This is a genomic window from Streptomyces sp. enrichment culture (genome assembly GCF_964273145.1).
Classification (GTDB): domain Bacteria; phylum Actinomycetota; class Actinomycetes; order Streptomycetales; family Streptomycetaceae; genus Streptomyces.
Window position 1 is genome coordinate 822151 of sequence record NZ_OZ186873.1, and the last position, 17132, is coordinate 839282.

Annotated in this window: 7 protein-coding genes and 3 rRNA genes; 3 read left to right on the plus strand and 7 right to left on the minus strand. The window is 67.4% G+C overall.

The window, feature by feature from the left end:
- Positions 1 to 156: 156 nt before the first annotated feature.
- From ACSU6Z_RS03785 to ACSU6Z_RS03805, 5 genes are all read right to left on the minus strand, one after another.
- Positions 157 to 2652, minus strand: coding sequence for a sugar phosphate nucleotidyltransferase (locus ACSU6Z_RS03785; RefSeq protein ID WP_437042845.1), 2496 nt, complete (start codon positions 2650 to 2652; stop codon positions 157 to 159).
- A 114-nt stretch (positions 2653 to 2766) separates the two neighbouring features.
- Positions 2767 to 3375 carry a CDP-alcohol phosphatidyltransferase family protein gene (locus tag ACSU6Z_RS03790; protein ID WP_437042846.1) on the minus strand — a complete coding sequence of 203 codons (609 nt, stop codon included), beginning with the start codon at positions 3373 to 3375 and terminating at the stop codon, positions 2767 to 2769.
- A gap of 108 nt (positions 3376 to 3483) precedes the next feature.
- Positions 3484 to 3600 (minus strand): 5S ribosomal RNA (gene rrf, locus ACSU6Z_RS03795).
- Positions 3601 to 3675: 75 nt separating this feature from the next.
- Positions 3676 to 6799, minus strand: a 23S ribosomal RNA gene (locus ACSU6Z_RS03800).
- Positions 6800 to 7110: 311 nt separating this feature from the next.
- Positions 7111 to 8637 (minus strand): 16S ribosomal RNA (locus ACSU6Z_RS03805).
- The 16S, 23S and 5S rRNA genes sit together here, the layout of an rRNA operon.
- A gap of 563 nt (positions 8638 to 9200) precedes the next feature.
- On the opposite strand from ACSU6Z_RS03805, the gene ACSU6Z_RS03810 reads away from it, so the two are divergent.
- Positions 9201 to 9650 (plus strand): PTS sugar transporter subunit IIA, encoded by a 450-nt coding sequence (locus ACSU6Z_RS03810; RefSeq protein ID WP_437042848.1) that lies wholly within the window; start codon positions 9201 to 9203, stop codon positions 9648 to 9650.
- A 77-nt stretch (positions 9651 to 9727) separates the two neighbouring features.
- Positions 9728 to 11398 carry a phosphoenolpyruvate--protein phosphotransferase gene (ptsP, locus tag ACSU6Z_RS03815; protein WP_437050168.1) on the plus strand — a complete coding sequence of 557 codons (1671 nt, stop codon included), beginning with the start codon at positions 9728 to 9730 and terminating at the stop codon, positions 11396 to 11398.
- A gap of 70 nt (positions 11399 to 11468) precedes the next feature.
- On the opposite strand, the gene ACSU6Z_RS03820 is transcribed toward ptsP, so the two are convergent.
- Together ACSU6Z_RS03820 and ACSU6Z_RS03825 are read right to left on the minus strand one after the other, a co-directional pair.
- Complete coding sequence (locus ACSU6Z_RS03820; protein ID WP_437042849.1) at positions 11469 to 12368, minus strand: hypothetical protein; 900 nt, start codon at positions 12366 to 12368, stop codon at positions 11469 to 11471.
- A gap of 117 nt (positions 12369 to 12485) precedes the next feature.
- Positions 12486 to 14462, minus strand: coding sequence for an acetoacetate--CoA ligase (locus ACSU6Z_RS03825; protein ID WP_437042851.1), 1977 nt, complete (start codon positions 14460 to 14462; stop codon positions 12486 to 12488).
- Positions 14463 to 14674: 212 nt separating this feature from the next.
- Here ACSU6Z_RS03825 and ACSU6Z_RS03830 point away from each other — a divergent pair, with 212 nt between their 5' ends.
- Entirely contained in the window at positions 14675 to 17077 is a 2403-nt protein-coding gene (locus ACSU6Z_RS03830) for a glycoside hydrolase family 31 protein (protein ID WP_437042853.1), read from the plus strand.
- Positions 17078 to 17132 lie beyond the last annotated feature (55 nt).

Genomic DNA, 17132 nt, shown 5'->3' on the forward strand with positions numbered 1-17132 from the left:
GCGCGCGGGCCGCACGGGACTGCTCCGAACGGGGGGTTGCTGCGGCATGCCGCACATCGTCGCACGTCGCGCCCGCTCCCCGTGAACGGCCCCACCGGCGCGCCGGACGGGCCCCCTCTCGGGGACACCTGTCCGGCGCGCGCATGCGGTGCGTGTCTACCGTCCTGCGCTGTCCACGACCGCCGACCACTCGTCGAGCAGCGCCTGCGCGGAGGCGTCGTCGGGCCCCTCGGCCCACAGGTGGGTGACGGCCTCGGCCGGGTCGGGCAGCACCATGACCCAGCGTCCGTCGGACTCCACCACCCGCACGCCGTCGGTGGTGTCCACGAAGCGGTCTCCGGCCGCCTCGACGACCCGCCGCATGACGAGCCCCTTGACGGCCCACGGGGTCGCCAGGTCCCGCTTGAGGACGTGCGCGCGCGGGATGCGCGCGTCGATCTGGCTGAGCGTGAGCTGCGTCCGCGCCACCAGCCCGATGAGCCGTACGAAGGCCGCCGTGCCGTCGTAGACGCTGCTGAACTCGGGGACGATGAAACCGCCCTTGCCGTCGCCGCCGAAGATCGTCCCTTCCTCGCCGCCGACCCGCGTCAGGTCGTCGGGCGAGGTGGTCGTCCACTCGACCTGGGTTCCGTGGTACGCCGCCACCTGCTCGGCGATCCTGGTCGTGGTCACCGGCAGCGCCACCCGGCCGCTGCGCCGCTCGGCGGCGACCAGGTCCAGCATCACCAGCAGCGCCCGGTCGTCCTCGATGATGCGGCCCTTCTCGTCGACGAGCGACAGCCGCTCGCCCACCGGGTCGAACCGCACACCGAACGCGGCCCCCGAGGACGCCACGATCTCACCGAGCCGCACCAGCCCCGACCGCCGCATGTCGGCGGTCTCCGTCGGCCTGGACTCGTCGAGGCCGGGGTTGATGGTCAGCGAGTCCACACCCAGCTTGCCGAGCAGACTCGGCAGTACGAGCCCCGCGCTGCCGTTGGAGGCGTCCACGACGACCTTCAGCCCCGACTCGGCGATCCCGGTCGTGTCGACGTTCCGCAGCAGCGAACCGGTGTACGAGTCGAACACGCTCGCCGGGAAGTGCAGGTCCCCGATCTCCCCGGGGAACGCACGCCGGTACTCCTGCCGCGCGAACACCCGGTCCAGCTTTCGCTGGCTGCCCTGCGACAGGTCGGCACCCTGCCCGTCGAAGAACATGATGTCCACGGAATCCGGCACCCCGGGCGTCGTCCGGATCATGATGCCGCCGGCACTGCCCCGGGCGGTCTGCTGCCGCGCCACGGGCAGCGGTACGTTCTCCAAGTCGCGTACGTCGATGGCGCTGGCCTGCAACGCGGAGATGACCGCCCGCTTCAGCGCACGCGCGCCGCGGGAATGGTCGCGGGCCGTGGTCACCGTGGAGCCCTTCTTGAGGGTCGTCGCGTAGGCGCCCGCGAGGCGCACGGCGAGCTCCGGGGTGATCTCCACGTTCAGGATGCCGGACACCCCACGGGCCCCGAAGAGGTGCGCCTGTCCCCGCGACTCCCAGATGACCGAGGTGTTGACGAAGGCGCCGGCTTCGATCGTCTTGAACGGGTAGACGCGGACGTTGCCCTGCACGATCGATTCTTCGCCGACCAGGCACTCGTCGCCGATGACCGCGCCGTCCTCGATCCGCGCCGCGCGCATGATGTCGGTGTTCTTGCCGACGACACAGCCTCGCAGGTTGCTGTGCGGCCCGACGTACACGTTGTCGTGGACGACGGCCTTGTGGAGGAAGGCACCGCTCTTGACGACGACGTTGGAGCCCACGACGGTGTGCTCGCGGATCTCGGCGCCGGCTTCCACCTTGGCGTAGTCCCCGATGTACAGCGGCCCGCGCAGTACGGCGTCGGGGTGCACCTCGGCGCCCTCGGCCACCCACACACCCGGCGAGATCTCGAAGCCGTCGATGTCGACGTCGACCTTGCCCTCCAAGACGTCGGCCTGGGCCTTCACGTAGCTCTCGTGCGTGCCGACGTCCTCCCAGTACCCCTCGGCCACGTATCCGTAGATCGGCTTGCCTTCCTTCATCAACTGCGGGAAGACATCGCCGGACCAGTCGACGGGCACATCCGGCTCGACGTAGTCGAAGACCTCGGGCTCCATGACGTAGATACCGGTGTTCACGGTGTCCGAGAAGACCTGGCCCCAGGTCGGCTTCTCCAGGAAGCGCTCGACCTTGCCTTCCTCGTCGACAATGGTGATGCCGAATTCGAGGGGGTTGGGCACCCGCGTGAGACACACGGTGACCAACGCGCCCTTCTCCTTGTGGAAATTGATCAGCTCAGTGAGGTCGAAGTCGGTCAGGGCATCACCGGAGATGACAAGGAAGGCATCGTCCTTCAACGCCTCTTCGGCGTTCTTGACGCTCCCGGCGGTACCGAGTGGCTTCTCCTCGTTGGCATAGGTGAGCTCCATTCCGAGCTCTTCACCGTCACCGAAGTAGTTCTTGACCAGCGAGGCCAGGAACTGGACGGTCACCACGGTCTCATTGAGCCCATGCCTTTTGAGCAGCCGCAGCACATGCTCCATGATCGGCCGGTTGGCGACCGGCAGGAGCGGCTTGGGCATGCTTGAGGTCATGGGACGAAGGCGCGTGCCTTCGCCTCCGGCCATCACAACGGCCTTCATGTCGGAAGCGTCCTCCTCCAAAGACGACGGTCTAGCCGACTTCACTCACGAAGATTGTCCCGCAGTTTCCTCTCAGGGACCATCGCACGGCTGTGGCCGCACTCATCAGCGAGTTCAATCGGCCATGGCGTCCGCGCGGACCAAGCGGCGGACTTGAACCATGTAGAGGACTCCTGCCCACCAATACAGCGTTGTACCCCATCCGGCGAACGCCCATCCGAAAATAGCAGCGAGTGACGAGATCCATCCAGTTCCGTCACTGAGCAGGAGCAGGGGGAAGGCGTACATCAGGTTGAACGTCGCGGCTTTCCCCAGGAAGTTCACCTGCGGCGGAGGATAACCGTGCCGACGGAGGATGCCCACCATCACGAGCAGCGCCAACTCCCTGGCGAGAAGGACGGCCGTCAGCCAGAGGGGCAGGATTTCGCGCCATGTGAGACCCACCAGAGTCGACAGGACGTAGAGCCGGTCAGCCGCGGGGTCGAGCAGCCGGCCCAGGCTGCTGATCTGGTTCCACCGCCGGGCGAGCTTGCCGTCCAGATAGTCACTGACTCCGCTCAGGGCCAGGACCAACAGCGCCCAGCCATCGCTTTTCGGCCCCCCGAACTCTGGCCTCAGGATGAGCCAGAGGAAGAGGGGAACGCCGACGAGACGCGCCATGCTGAGGATGTTGGGGATGGTGAGGACCCGGTCGGTCTGAACGCGGGTCTCCTGGACCTCCACCCGGGAGCCTCCTGTGGGGAATGAGCCGATGATGTTCCCTGACTTTACCTCAACGCAAAAAAGCTCCGGCTCCCAGGCTGTAAGCCTGGGAGCCGGAGCTCAACAATTGTTCGGCGGCGTCCTACTCTCCCACAGGGTCCCCCCTGCAGTACCATCGGCGCTGTAGAGCTTAGCTTCCGGGTTCGGAATGTAACCGGGCGTTTCCCCTACGCTATAACCACCGAAACACTATGAAACAAACAACAACCAGCAAAATGGCCGTTCGTGGTTTCAGAACCAACACAGTGGACGCGAGCAACTGAGGACAAGCCCTCGGCCTATTAGTACCGGTCACCTCCACACCTCACGGTGCTTCCAGATCCGGCCTATCAACCCAGTCGTCTACTGGGAGCCTTACCCCATCAAGTGGGTGGGAGTCCTCATCTCGAAGCAGGCTTCCCGCTTAGATGCTTTCAGCGGTTATCCCTCCCGAACGTAGCCAACCAGCCATGCCCTTGGCAGAACAACTGGCACACCAGAGGTTCGTCCGTCCCGGTCCTCTCGTACTAGGGACAGCCCTTCTCAAGACTCCTACGCGCACAGCGGATAGGGACCGAACTGTCTCACGACGTTCTAAACCCAGCTCGCGTACCGCTTTAATGGGCGAACAGCCCAACCCTTGGGACCGACTCCAGCCCCAGGATGCGACGAGCCGACATCGAGGTGCCAAACCATCCCGTCGATATGGACTCTTGGGGAAGATCAGCCTGTTATCCCCGGGGTACCTTTTATCCGTTGAGCGACGGCGCTTCCACAAGCCACCGCCGGATCACTAGTCCCGACTTTCGTCCCTGCTCGACCCGTCGGTCTCACAGTCAAGCTCCCTTGTGCACTTACACTCAACACCTGATTACCAACCAGGCTGAGGGAACCTTTGGGCGCCTCCGTTACCCTTTAGGAGGCAACCGCCCCAGTTAAACTACCCATCAGACACTGTCCCTGATCCGGATCACGGACCCAGGTTAGACATCCAGCACGACCAGACTGGTATTTCAACGACGACTCCACCCCAACTGGCGTTGGAACTTCACAGTCTCCCAGCTATCCTACACAAGCCGAACCGAACACCAATATCAAACTGTAGTAAAGGTCCCGGGGTCTTTCCGTCCTGCTGCGCGAAACGAGCATCTTTACTCGTAGTGCAATTTCACCGGGCCTATGGTTGAGACAGTCGAGAAGTCGTTACGCCATTCGTGCAGGTCGGAACTTACCCGACAAGGAATTTCGCTACCTTAGGATGGTTATAGTTACCACCGCCGTTTACTGGCGCTTAAGTTCTCAGCTTCGCCTGGACGAATCCAAGCTAACCGGTCCCCTTAACGTTCCAGCACCGGGCAGGCGTCAGTCCGTATACATCGCCTTACGGCTTCGCACGGACCTGTGTTTTTAGTAAACAGTCGCTTCTCGCTGGTCTCTGCGGCCACACCCAGCTCCAGCAGCACGTGCCTTCACCAGACGTGGCCCCCCTTCTCCCGAAGTTACGGGGGCATTTTGCCGAGTTCCTTAACCATAGTTCACCCGAACGCCTCGGTATTCTCTACCTGACCACCTGAGTCGGTTTAGGGTACGGGCCGCCATGAAACTCGCTAGAGGCTTTTCTCGACAGCATAGGATCATCCACTTCACCACAATCGGCTCGGCATCAGGTCTCAGACTGTATGCCAGGCGGATTTACCTACCTGACGTCCTACACCCTTACCCCGGGACAACCACCGCCCGGGATGGACTACCTTCCTGCGTCACCCCATCACTCACCTACTACCAGCTCGGGCCACCGGCTCCACCACTCCGACCTCGTCCGAAGACTCGGCCGGCGGCTTCACGGGCTTAGCATCACTGGATTCGATGTTTGACGCTTCACAGCGGGTACCGGAATATCAACCGGTTATCCATCGACTACGCCTGTCGGCCTCGCCTTAGGTCCCGACTTACCCTGGGCAGATCAGCTTGACCCAGGAACCCTTAGTCAATCGGCGCACACGTTTCTCACGTGTGAATCGCTACTCATGCCTGCATTCTCACTCGTCAACCGTCCACAACTACCTTCCGGTGCTGCTTCACCCGGCAGACGACGCTCCCCTACCCATCACGATCCCCGTTGGGGGTACATATCGCAATGACACGACTTCGGCGGTACGCTTGAGCCCCGCTACATTGTCGGCGCGGAATCACTAGACCAGTGAGCTATTACGCACTCTTTCAAGGGTGGCTGCTTCTAAGCCAACCTCCTGGTTGTCTCTGCGACTCCACATCCTTTCCCACTTAGCGTACGCTTAGGGGCCTTAGTCGATGCTCTGGGCTGTTTCCCTCTCGACCATGGAGCTTATCCCCCACAGTCTCACTGCCGCGCTCTCACTTACCGGCATTCGGAGTTTGGCTAAGGTCAGTAACCCGGTAGGGCCCATCGCCTATCCAGTGCTCTACCTCCGGCAAGAAACACACGACGCTGCACCTAAATGCATTTCGGGGAGAACCAGCTATCACGGAGTTTGATTGGCCTTTCACCCCTAACCACAGGTCATCCCCCAGGTTTTCAACCCTGGTGGGTTCGGTCCTCCACGAAGTCTTACCTCCGCTTCAACCTGCCCATGGCTAGATCACTCCGCTTCGGGTCTTGAGCGTGCTACTCCACCGCCCTATTCGGACTCGCTTTCGCTACGGCTACCCCACCCGGGTTAACCTCGCAACACACCGCAAACTCGCAGGCTCATTCTTCAAAAGGCACGCAGTCACGAGAGTGAAGCAAGCTCCACTCCGACGCTCCCACGGCTTGTAGGCACACGGTTTCAGGTACTATTTCACTCCCCTCCCGGGGTACTTTTCACCATTCCCTCACGGTACTATCCGCTATCGGTCACCAGGGAATATTTAGGCTTAGCGGGTGGTCCCGCCAGATTCACACGGGATTTCTCGGGCCCCGTGCTACTTGGGTGTCTCTCAAACGAGCCGCTGACGTTTCGACTACGGGGGTCTTACCCTCTACGCCGGACCTTTCGCATGTCCTTCGCCTACATCAACGGTTTCTGACTCGTCCTGTTGCCGGCAGACAACAGAAGAGAGATCCCACAACCCCGCATACGCAACCCCTGCCGGGTCTCACACGCATACGGTTTGGCCTCATCCGGTTTCGCTCGCCACTACTCCCGGAATCACGGTTGTTTTCTCTTCCTGCGGGTACTGAGATGTTTCACTTCCCCGCGTTCCCTCCACACTGCCTATGTGTTCAGCAGTGGGTGACAGCCCATGACGACTGCCGGGTTTCCCCATTCGGACACCCCCGGATCAAAGCCTGGTTGACGACTCCCCGGGGCCTATCGCGGCCTCCCACGTCCTTCATCGGTTCCTGGTGCCAAGGCATCCACCGTGCGCCCTTAAAAACTTGGCCACAGATGCTCGCGTCCACTGTGCAGTTCTCAAACAACGACCAGCCACCCACCACCCCCGGACACAACCGGAGTTCACTGGGGCCGGCGACTGAAGGCGACCTTGCGGCCGAACCCTCAGACACCCAACAGCGTGCCCGGCCAGACCCTGTCCGAAGATCATGCGTTCCACGCCCTTACGAGCAGTACTAACAGCCTCCGGCCCAGCATCGGACCGAGTAGTCAACGTTCCACCCATGAGCAACCAGTGCGAGACGTTCGCTCGCATGCTGGCCTCTGACCCGGACAAGTCCGAGTAAGAAGTGCTCCTTAGAAAGGAGGTGATCCAGCCGCACCTTCCGGTACGGCTACCTTGTTACGACTTCGTCCCAATCGCCAGTCCCACCTTCGACAGCTCCCTCCCACAAGGGGTTGGGCCACCGGCTTCGGGTGTTACCGACTTTCGTGACGTGACGGGCGGTGTGTACAAGGCCCGGGAACGTATTCACCGCAGCAATGCTGATCTGCGATTACTAGCGACTCCGACTTCATGGGGTCGAGTTGCAGACCCCAATCCGAACTGAGACCGGCTTTTTGAGATTCGCTCCACCTCACGGTATCGCAGCTCATTGTACCGGCCATTGTAGCACGTGTGCAGCCCAAGACATAAGGGGCATGATGACTTGACGTCGTCCCCACCTTCCTCCGAGTTGACCCCGGCGGTCTCCCGTGAGTCCCCAGCACCACAAGGGCCTGCTGGCAACACGGGACAAGGGTTGCGCTCGTTGCGGGACTTAACCCAACATCTCACGACACGAGCTGACGACAGCCATGCACCACCTGTACACCGACCACAAGGGGGACCCTGTCTCCAGGGTTTTCCGGTGTATGTCAAGCCTTGGTAAGGTTCTTCGCGTTGCGTCGAATTAAGCCACATGCTCCGCCGCTTGTGCGGGCCCCCGTCAATTCCTTTGAGTTTTAGCCTTGCGGCCGTACTCCCCAGGCGGGGCACTTAATGCGTTAGCTGCGGCACGGACGACGTGGAATGTCGCCCACACCTAGTGCCCACCGTTTACGGCGTGGACTACCAGGGTATCTAATCCTGTTCGCTCCCCACGCTTTCGCTCCTCAGCGTCAGTATCGGCCCAGAGATCCGCCTTCGCCACCGGTGTTCCTCCTGATATCTGCGCATTTCACCGCTACACCAGGAATTCCGATCTCCCCTACCGAACTCTAGCCTGCCCGTATCGACTGCAGACCCGGGGTTAAGCCCCGGGCTTTCACAACCGACGCGACAAGCCGCCTACGAGCTCTTTACGCCCAATAATTCCGGACAACGCTCGCGCCCTACGTATTACCGCGGCTGCTGGCACGTAGTTAGCCGGCGCTTCTTCTGCAGGTACCGTCACTTGCGCTTCTTCCCTGCTGAAAGAGGTTTACAACCCGAAGGCCGTCATCCCTCACGCGGCGTCGCTGCATCAGGCTTGCGCCCATTGTGCAATATTCCCCACTGCTGCCTCCCGTAGGAGTCTGGGCCGTGTCTCAGTCCCAGTGTGGCCGGTCGCCCTCTCAGGCCGGCTACCCGTCGTCGCCTTGGTGAGCCATTACCTCACCAACAAGCTGATAGGCCGCGGGCTCATCCTGCACCGCCGGAGCTTTCCAGCCTCACGGATGCCCGTGAAACTCGTATCCGGTATTAGACCCCGTTTCCAGGGCTTGTCCCAGAGTGCAGGGCAGATTGCCCACGTGTTACTCACCCGTTCGCCACTAATCCACCCCCGAAGGGGCTTCATCGTTCGACTTGCATGTGTTAAGCACGCCGCCAGCGTTCGTCCTGAGCCAGGATCAAACTCTCCGTGAATGCTTCCCCGTACTCGGGGCGACACACACGAGAGCGGTGCGAGAGGAGGAATAATCCCCCCGCACACAGCGTCCTCGCTGTGATTTTTCAAAGGAACCTCGACCATCGGCATCGAAGCCGACGGACGGGGCATCAACATATCTGGCGTTGACTTTTGGCACGCTGTTGAGTTCTCAAGGAACGGACGCTTCCTTCGTACTCACCCTCTCGGGCTTTCCTCCGGGCGCTTCCCTTCGGTGTCCCCAACTCTACCAGCGTTTTCCCGGCTCCCTGACCACCGTCCCGCGAGCAAGCGGAAGGTGATCCCGAGATAGGATCTGCGGATGAGTTGGTGCTGCTGGAGCTTAGACGCTACGGTCGGCGCCGCTCGCCCCCAGCAGGAGCTACGACTGTACACGGGGCCTTCGAGTGGGGGCAAATCCCTGCGAGATGTGGTCTAGACCTCTAATCGGTGGTTCCTCTGCGAACCGGTACTACCTATGACATACGCTGCTGCTCAGCGCGCCGTCCGATACAGGCAGTGACGGCCCATATGAATCTCTCCACCCCCCGGGAGGCTCCCCATGACCACCGTGACGTCCCCGCTCACCGGACGCGCCATCGGATTGGCGGCAGTGCCGGATCCGGTCTTCTCCGGGGCCATGGTCGGCCCGGGCACGGCGATCGATCCCGTGCGTGAGCCCTCCGAGGCCGTCGCGCCCGTGGACGGGGTCATCGTTTCTCTCCATCCGCACGCCTTCGTCGTGGTGGACGAGCGGGGACATGGTGTGCTGACCCACCTCGGCATCGACACGGTGCAGCTCAACGGCGAGGGCTTCGAGCTGCTCGTGAACAAGGGGGACACCGTGAAGCGCGGTCAGAGTGTCGTGCGCTGGAATCCCGCCGCGGTCGAGGCCGCCGGCAAGTCCCCGGTCTGCCCGGTGGTGGCTCTGGAGGCCACGGCCGAGGCTCTCTCCGGTCTCCGTGAGGACGGTGACGTGAAGGCCGGCGACAGCCTCTTCGCCTGGGAGTGACGCCGGTGCCGTCCGACGACGGCGAGCAGGACAACCACCGCGGCGGCAAAACCGCCGCACTATCGGAGACGGGTGAGATGGAAGCAACGCTGCGAGGCGTCGGCGTGAGCCACGGGGTGGCCATCGGCGAGGTTCGGCACATGGGAACGGCGGTGCTCGAACCGCCCGCCAAGCAGATCCCGGCGGAAGAGGCGGAGCGTGAGCAGGGCCGCGCCCGCCAGGCCGTGGAGGCTGTGGCGGCCGACCTGACGGCGCGCGGCAACCTCGCCGGCGGCGAAGCCCAGGCGGTGCTCGAGGCGCAGGCCATGATGGCGCAGGACCCCGAGCTGATGGCGGACGTGGAGCGGCGGATCGCGGTCGGCAGCACGGCCGAGCGCGCGGTGTACGACGCCTTCGCCGCTTACCGGGCCCTGCTGGCCGGTGCCGGTGAGTACCTGGCCGGCCGGGTGGCCGACCTGGACGACGTGCGGAACCGTATCGTCGCCCGGCTGCTCGGGGTGCCGATGCCGGGTGTTCCGGACAGTGACAAGCCGTACGTCCTCATCGCGCGGGATCTGGCGCCGGCCGACACGGCGCTGCTGGACCCGGCACTGGTGCTCGGTTTCGTCACCGAGGAGGGCGGGCCGACCAGTCACAGCGCGATCCTGGCACGGGCGCTGGGGGTGCCGGCGGTCGTGGCGCTGCCGGGGGCCTGTGAGCTCGCCGAAGGCACCGTGGTCGCCGTCGACGGCAGCACCGGCGAGGTCTTCGTGGGTCCGAGCGAGGAGCGGAAGGCCCGGATGGAGGCGGAGGCGGCCCGGCGCAAGGCCGCGCTGGCCGCGTCGACCGGGCCGGGTGCCACTTCCGACGGGCACAAGGTGCCGCTGCTGGCCAACATCGGCGGCCCGGCCGACGTGGCCGCCGCGGTGGAGGCCGGTGCCGAGGGTGTCGGTCTGTTCCGTACCGAGTTCCTCTTCCTCGACGACAGCGAGAACGCGCCGTCGCGGGAGAAGCAGGTCGCGGCCTACCGGCAGGTGCTGGAGGCGTTTCCCGAGGGCCGTGTCGTGGTGCGGGTGCTGGACGCGGGCGCGGACAAGCCGCTGGACTTCCTGACGCCCGCCGACGAGCCGAACCCGGCGCTGGGCGTGCGCGGGCTGCGGACGCTGCTCGACCATCCCGAGGTGCTGCGCACCCAGCTGACGGCGCTGGCGGAGGCGGCGGAGGGGCTGCCTGTCCACCTCGAGGTCATGGCCCCGATGGTGGCGGACCGGGCCGACGCCAGGGCCTTCGCGGACGCGTGCCGTGCGGCGGGGCTGCGGGCGAAGTTCGGTGCGATGGTGGAGATCCCGTCCGCGGCGCTGCGGGCGCGGTCGATTCTGCGGGAGGTGGAGTTCCTGTCGCTGGGGACGAACGACCTCGCGCAGTACACCTTCGCCGCCGACCGCCAGGTGGGGGCGGTGTCCCGGCTGCAGGATCCGTGGCAGCCCGCCCTGCTCGACCTGGTAGCGCTGGCCGCGGAGGCGGCGAAGGCCGAGGGCAGGAGCTGCGGTGTCTGCGGTGAGGCCGCGTCCGATCCGCTGCTCGCGTGTGTGCTGACCGGCCTGGGGGTCACCTCCCTGTCGATGGGGGCCGCGTCGATTCCCTACGTCCGGGCGACGCTGGCGAAGTACACGCTGGCGCAGTGCGAGCGGGCTGCCGCGGCGGCCCGGGCGGCGGACAGCGCCGAGGAGGCGCGCGGCGCGGCGCAGGCGGTGCTGTCCGGCGAGTAGCCGGGGGGTGGCCGCGCGCCGGTTGTTGTGGAGGGGTGTTCCGCCTGCGGGCGGAGCACCCCTCCGGCGTTCAGTGGTGGTGGTGGCCCGGGGCCGGTTGGTCGTCCCCGAGGTCGGGCGGCTCGCAGTAGTCGACGTTGGACTCCGGGGAGATGATGTCGCCGGACTCGACGTCGGTGCAGTAGGCGTCGAAGACCTCGCCGGCGGTGAGGGGTTCGAGGCCGTAGCCGCGCAGGCGCCAGCCGCAGACGCGGTCGGGGGTGCCGGGGGCGGTGGTGCGCATGACGAGGCCGCCGGGGTTGTGGGTGGCCAGGCCCAGGGCGAGGACGGCGGTGAACTCGAGGGCTTCGGTCTCGTCCAGTTCCGTGGCGCCGTCGGTGTTCTCGGGGGCGTGCAGGGCGGAGACGAGGGTCTCTGGCGTGGTGGAGACGCTGCAGACCAGGTGGTGGGTGCCGGGCGGGGCCGTGTCGAGGACGCGGAGGAGGAGGTGGGAGGCCCGGGCGAAGGCGGCGCGGCCGATGTCCTCGCCGCAGGAGGCGCAGGTGCCGAGGCGGGCCAGGAGGAGGGTCGCGTACTCGCGGGTGGCCTGGCGAACGGCTTCGTCGATGAGGTCGGGGAGCAGATCGGCGAGGGGCCGCCCGTCGTAGGGGACGGTGGGTCCGGTGGCCGCGAGTTCGGCGGTGAAGCGGGTGCGGCTGGAGGGGGTGTCGGGGTCGATGCCCGTGGCCGCGCAGAAGTCGGCGTACTCCTCGGGGTCGAAGAGGGCGACGGTGGTGTGGGTGCCTTCGGCGGCTCGGGCCCTGAGCAGGGCTTCCACGTGTTCGAGGTAGACCGCGTGGTCGTCGAAGGCGAAGGTGCGGTAGCGCCGCATGGCGCGGAAGTCGTGCTCGTCGGTGAGCAGGCCGATGGTGCCGGCGATCTCGCGGCGCAGGACGCGTCGCATCGTCTGGGTCCGGTCGGTGTGCGCCATGTCTTCCCCCTGTGCGTACACGGTCGATCAATGCTCACTCACAGTAATCGACGGCACTGACAGTGACGATGGAGTCGGCCGGTGGGGGTGGCCGGCCGACTCCCGGGGGCGGTGCGGTCAGGCGCGTTCGCGGGCGAGGGCTTCGAAGTGGTGGAGGAGGTCGAGGTTGTCGATGGAGCCGGGGTTGACCGCCTGCTCCAGGGGGGTGCCCTGCAGGAGGCGTTTGACCGGGACCTCGATGCGCTTGCCGGTGAGGGTGTGCGGGATGCCGGGGACTTCGATGATCTCGTCGGGGACGTGGCGGGGGGAGAGCCGGTCGCGGATGGTCTGTCTGACGCGGTCGCGGAGGGCCTCGTCCAGGGTGGCTCCGGGGGCCAGGTGGACGAAGAGGGGCATCCAGTAGCCTCCGTCGGGCTGTTCGACGCCGATGACGAGGGATTCCTTGATCTCGGGAAGGCGTTCGACGGCTTCGTAGATGTCGGCCGAGCCCATGCGGACGCCCTGGCGGTTGAGGGTGGAGTCGGAGCGGCCGTGGATGACGACGGAGCCGCGGGAGGTGACGGTGATCCAGTCGCCGTGGCGCCAGACGCCGGGGTAGGCGGCGAAGTAGCTGTCGTGGTAGCGGCTGCCGTCGGGGTCGTTCCAGAAGTGGATCGGCATGGACGGCATGGGGTTGGTGACGACGAGTTCGCCGACCTCGTCGGTCAGGGGTTTGCCGCCGGGGTCCCAGGACCGGAGGTCGGTGCCCAGGCAGGGGGCCTGGAGCTCCCCGGTGTACACGGGGAGGGTGGGGACGGCTCCGGCGAAGCAGGAGCAGACGTCCGTGCCCCCGCTGACGGAGGCGATCCACAGGTCGGCCCCGTCGCGGGCGACCTCGTCGTGGAGCCAGCGGAAGCCGTCGGGCGGCAGGGGCGAGCCGGTGGTGGCGACGCACTGGACGGTGGAGAGGTCGTGGTCGCGGGCGGGGTGCAGGTCCGCTTTGCGGCAGGCCATGACGTAGGCGGCCGAGGTGCCGAAGAGGGTGGTGCGGGTGCGTTCGGCGACGCGCCACTGGGCGCCGGTGTCGGGGTGGCCGGGGCTGCCGTCGTACAGGACGATCGTGGTGCCGGTGAGCAGGCCGGAGACGAGGAAGTTCCACATCATCCAGCCCGTCGACGTGTACCAGAAGAAGCGGTCACCGGGGCCGAGGTCGCAGTGCAGGCCGAGCTGTTTGAGGTGTTCGACCAGGATGCCGCCCTGGGAGTGGACGATCGCCTTGGGCAGGCCGGTGGTGCCGGAGGAGTACAGGATCCACAGGGGATGGTCGAAGGGGACCTGTTCGAAGACGGGCTCGGTGTCGGCGGAGGTCAGGGACGACCAGTCGAGGGCGCCCTCGGGGGTGTCGGTGCCGAGGAGCGGGACGTGGACCACGGCGCGCAGGGTGGGCAGTTCGCGGCGGAGTTCGGCGACGGTGGCGCGGCGGTCGTGTTCCCTGCCGCCGTAGCGGTAGCCGTCGACGGTGAACAGGACGACGGGTTCGACCTGCTGGAAGCGGTCCAGGACGCTGCGGGCGCCGAAGTCGGGGGCGCAGGAGGTCCACACGCCGCCGACGGCGGCCGTGGCGAGGAGGGCGACCACGGCCTGGGGGATGTTGGGGAGGTAGCCGCTGACGCGGTCCCCGGGGCGTACGCCGAGGGCGCGCAGGGCGGCGGCCAGGGAGCCGACCTGGCGGTTCAGCTCGGCCCAGGTGACGGGGCGGGGCTCGTGGGTCTCGTCGACGTGCAGGAGGGCCGGTTCGTCCGCGCGGGTGGCGGTGGCGCGCAGGGCGTGTTCGGCGTAGTTGAGGGTGGCGCCGGGGAACCACTGGGCGCCGGGCATCGCGCGGTCGCCGAGCACGCGCGTGCAGGGGGTGGAGAAGCGTACGCCGAACCACTCGGTGACGGCTTTCCAGAACGTGTCGAGCTCGTCGACGGACCAGCGGTGCAGGGCCGGGTAGCCGCCCTCGGCGGGAGCGCCGTGGTGCTCGGCGGCCCAGGCCTGGAATCGGGTGATCCGTGCGCGGGCGATGCGGTCGGGATCGGGCTGCCAGAGCGGCTGGGGGTTCTCGGTCGTCATGGGGCGGCTCCCGGGCTGTGCGCGTCGTGTGCGTCCCGCGCGCACGGGCTGGGATGTGCGCGTGACGCGGCTGACAGGACGATGCCACGCGATCGGGATGTGCACCAGGGTTCGTCACACCTGGTCCGTGCCGTGAAGATGTGGTCCCGGCACAGGTGAACGGCAGTTGAACGACGCCCGTGTGGGGGACGGCCAATGGCAGGCTGAGCAGCATGGACGGTCGTGACCTGGTGCGTTCGGTGAAGGCGGTTGGTTCTGTGGGGGCGGCTCAGGGGTTGCGTACCGTGCGGGCGGCGTGGCGCAGGAGGCGCGCCGACGCCGCCGGGCTGCCGCGGCCGGGGGCCGAGCGGGCGCGGGTGCCGGGGTGCGTGACGGAGGTGGAGTCCGGGCCGGGGGGCGGTGTCATCCGGTTCGGGCGGTCGGAGCTGCGGATCTTCGTGGCGGTGAACGGGGCGGTGTTCTGGGGGTGGGACGGAGCCGGTCCGGAGCCGTCGTACGCGCTGGCGGGCCGGTGCCCGGAGCCGGATCCGCGGGTGGTGCTGGAGCCGGACACGGCCGGGGGCTGGCGGGTGGTGGCGGAGCGGGTGACCGTGGGCGTGTCGCGGCAGGGCGCGATCGAGGTGCGGACGCCCGGGGGTGTGGTGCTGCGCCGTGAGCTGCCGCCGCGCTGGTGGGAGCCGGTGGGCGGGGGTGCGGCGCGCTGGGTGCAGCGGTCGGAGGTGGCGGCGGACGCGCGGTTCTTCGGGCTCGGGGGGCGGGCGGCGGGGCCGCGGCTGCGGGAGGGGACGTACCGGCTGTGGAACACCGATCCGGGGGTGGCGCTCCGGCCCGGTGACGATCCGCCGCACCTCACCATGCCGGTGCAGGTGGTGGTGGCCGACGCCGGCACGCACCTGGTCTTCCACGACAACGCGTGGGACGGGACGGTGGCCCTGCGGGAGGGCGAGGAGGGCGCCGGGTCCGGGCACGACCGGCCGGGGGCGAGTGTGCTGCGGATGGACGGCGGCCCGCTGCGCTGCTGGGTGATGGTGGGCACCCCCGCGCGCGTGCTGCTGACGTGGGCCTCGCTCACCGGGGCGCCCGCGGTGCCGCCCGCGTGGGCGCTCGGCCATCATCACGCGCGGTGGGGGCTGGACGGCGAGGGGGAGGTCCGGCGCATCGTCGCGGGGTACCGGGAGCGGGGACTGCCGCTCGACGCGGTGCACCTGGACACCGGCCGCTACGACGGGCACCGGGTGTCCGCCGTCGACGAGGAGCGGTTTCCCGAGCTGCCCGTGCTCGCGGAGGAGCTCGGGCGGGAGGGGATCCGGCTGGTGTCGGTCGTCGACCCGGCGGTGAAGGCGGTGCCGGGTGACGCCGTGTACGACGGCGGGACGGCTGAGGACGCGTTCGTGCGGGACGCGGCGGGACGGGTGGTGCGCGCAGTGGCGCGGCCGGGTGGGGCGGTCTTCCCGGATTTCACGGCTCCGCGGGTGCGGGAGTGGTGGGGCGGTCTGTACGCGGAGCGGCTCGGGCGGGGGTTCGCGGGTTTCTGGCACGGCGCGAACGAGCCGACGTCGTTCGCGGCGTTCGGGGGGCCGGCGTTGCCGCGGTCGGCCCGGCACGAGCTGGAGGGCCGGGGCGGTGACCATCGCGAGGCGCACAACGTGTACGCGCTGTGCATGGCGAGGGCGGGGTACGAGGGGGTGCGGAAGCTGGCGCCGGAGGTGCGGCCGTTCGTGTTCTCGCGCTCCGGGTGGGCGGGCCTGCAGCGCTACGGCGGCACCTGGTTCGGTGACGTGGCCGCGGGGTGGCCGGGACTTCGGGCGTCGCTGGCGCTGGTGCTGGGGCTGGGGTTGTGCGGGGTGCCGTACGCCGGGCCGGACGTGGGTGGGCTGGGCGGGAGCCTGTCGCCCGAGCTGTATCTGCGGTGGCTCCAGCTGGGGGCGTACCTGCCGCTGTTCCGGACGCACGCGGGTGCGCGGGCGGGGTGCGGGGAGCCCTGGGAGTTCGGCCCCCGGGTGCTGGAGCACGCGCGCGGGGCGCTCCTCGAGCGGCGGCGGCTGCTGCCGTACCTCGTGACGCTGGCGCATCTGGCGCGGCGCACCGGGGCGCCCTGTGTGCGGCCGGTGTGGTGGTCGGCCCCGGAGGACCGGGCGTTGCGGGACTGCGAGGACGCCTTTTTGCTGGGTGACCGTCTGCTGGTGGCGCCGGTGCTGGAGCCGGGGGCCGAACGGCGTGCGGTGCGGCTGCCTCGGGGGCGCTGGTACGACACGGTGACGGAACGGGCGTACGAGGGACCGGCGCGGGTGGTGGTCGACGCGCCCTTGGGGCGGATCCCGGTGTTCGTGCGCGCGGGCGCCGTCCTTCCGGTGCGGGGGGACGAGGGAGGGCTGGAGCTGGAGGTGTGGGCGCCCGCCCCGGGGCGGGACGGAGGCGGGCTGGTCGTGCCGGACGCGGGCGACGGCTGGGAGGAGCCGGAGGTGGAGCGTTATGCCGTGCGGTGGGAGGACCGGCGGCTGGTCGTCGAGCGGGAAGGGGACCGCAAGGAGGACCGCGAGGGCGGGGGCTGCCCGGGCGAGCCGCCGTACCCGGTGCGGGTGCGGGGGGTCGCGCAGGTCCGGGGGCGGGTGTAGCGGCCCTCGGAGCACGCCCGTACGGCCGGGGTGTGCTCCGGGGGCGGGTTCCTCC

Excerpts from the sequence above, each read along its gene's own strand:
- ACSU6Z_RS03785 (WP_437042845.1), bottom strand. The coding sequence starts at position 2,652 with ATGAAGGCCGTTGTGATGGCCGGAGGCGAAGGCACGCGCCTTCGTCCC.
- ACSU6Z_RS03810 (WP_437042848.1), top strand. The coding sequence starts at position 9,201 with ATGACCACCGTGACGTCCCCGCTCACCGGACGCGCCATCGGATTGGCG.
- ptsP (WP_437050168.1), top strand. The coding sequence starts at position 9,728 with ATGGAAGCAACGCTGCGAGGCGTCGGCGTGAGCCACGGGGTGGCCATC.
- ACSU6Z_RS03820 (WP_437042849.1), bottom strand. The coding sequence starts at position 12,368 with ATGGCGCACACCGACCGGACCCAGACGATGCGACGCGTCCTGCGCCGC.
- ACSU6Z_RS03825 (WP_437042851.1), bottom strand. The coding sequence starts at position 14,462 with ATGACGACCGAGAACCCCCAGCCGCTCTGGCAGCCCGATCCCGACCGC.
- ACSU6Z_RS03830 (WP_437042853.1), top strand. The coding sequence starts at position 14,675 with ATGGACGGTCGTGACCTGGTGCGTTCGGTGAAGGCGGTTGGTTCTGTG.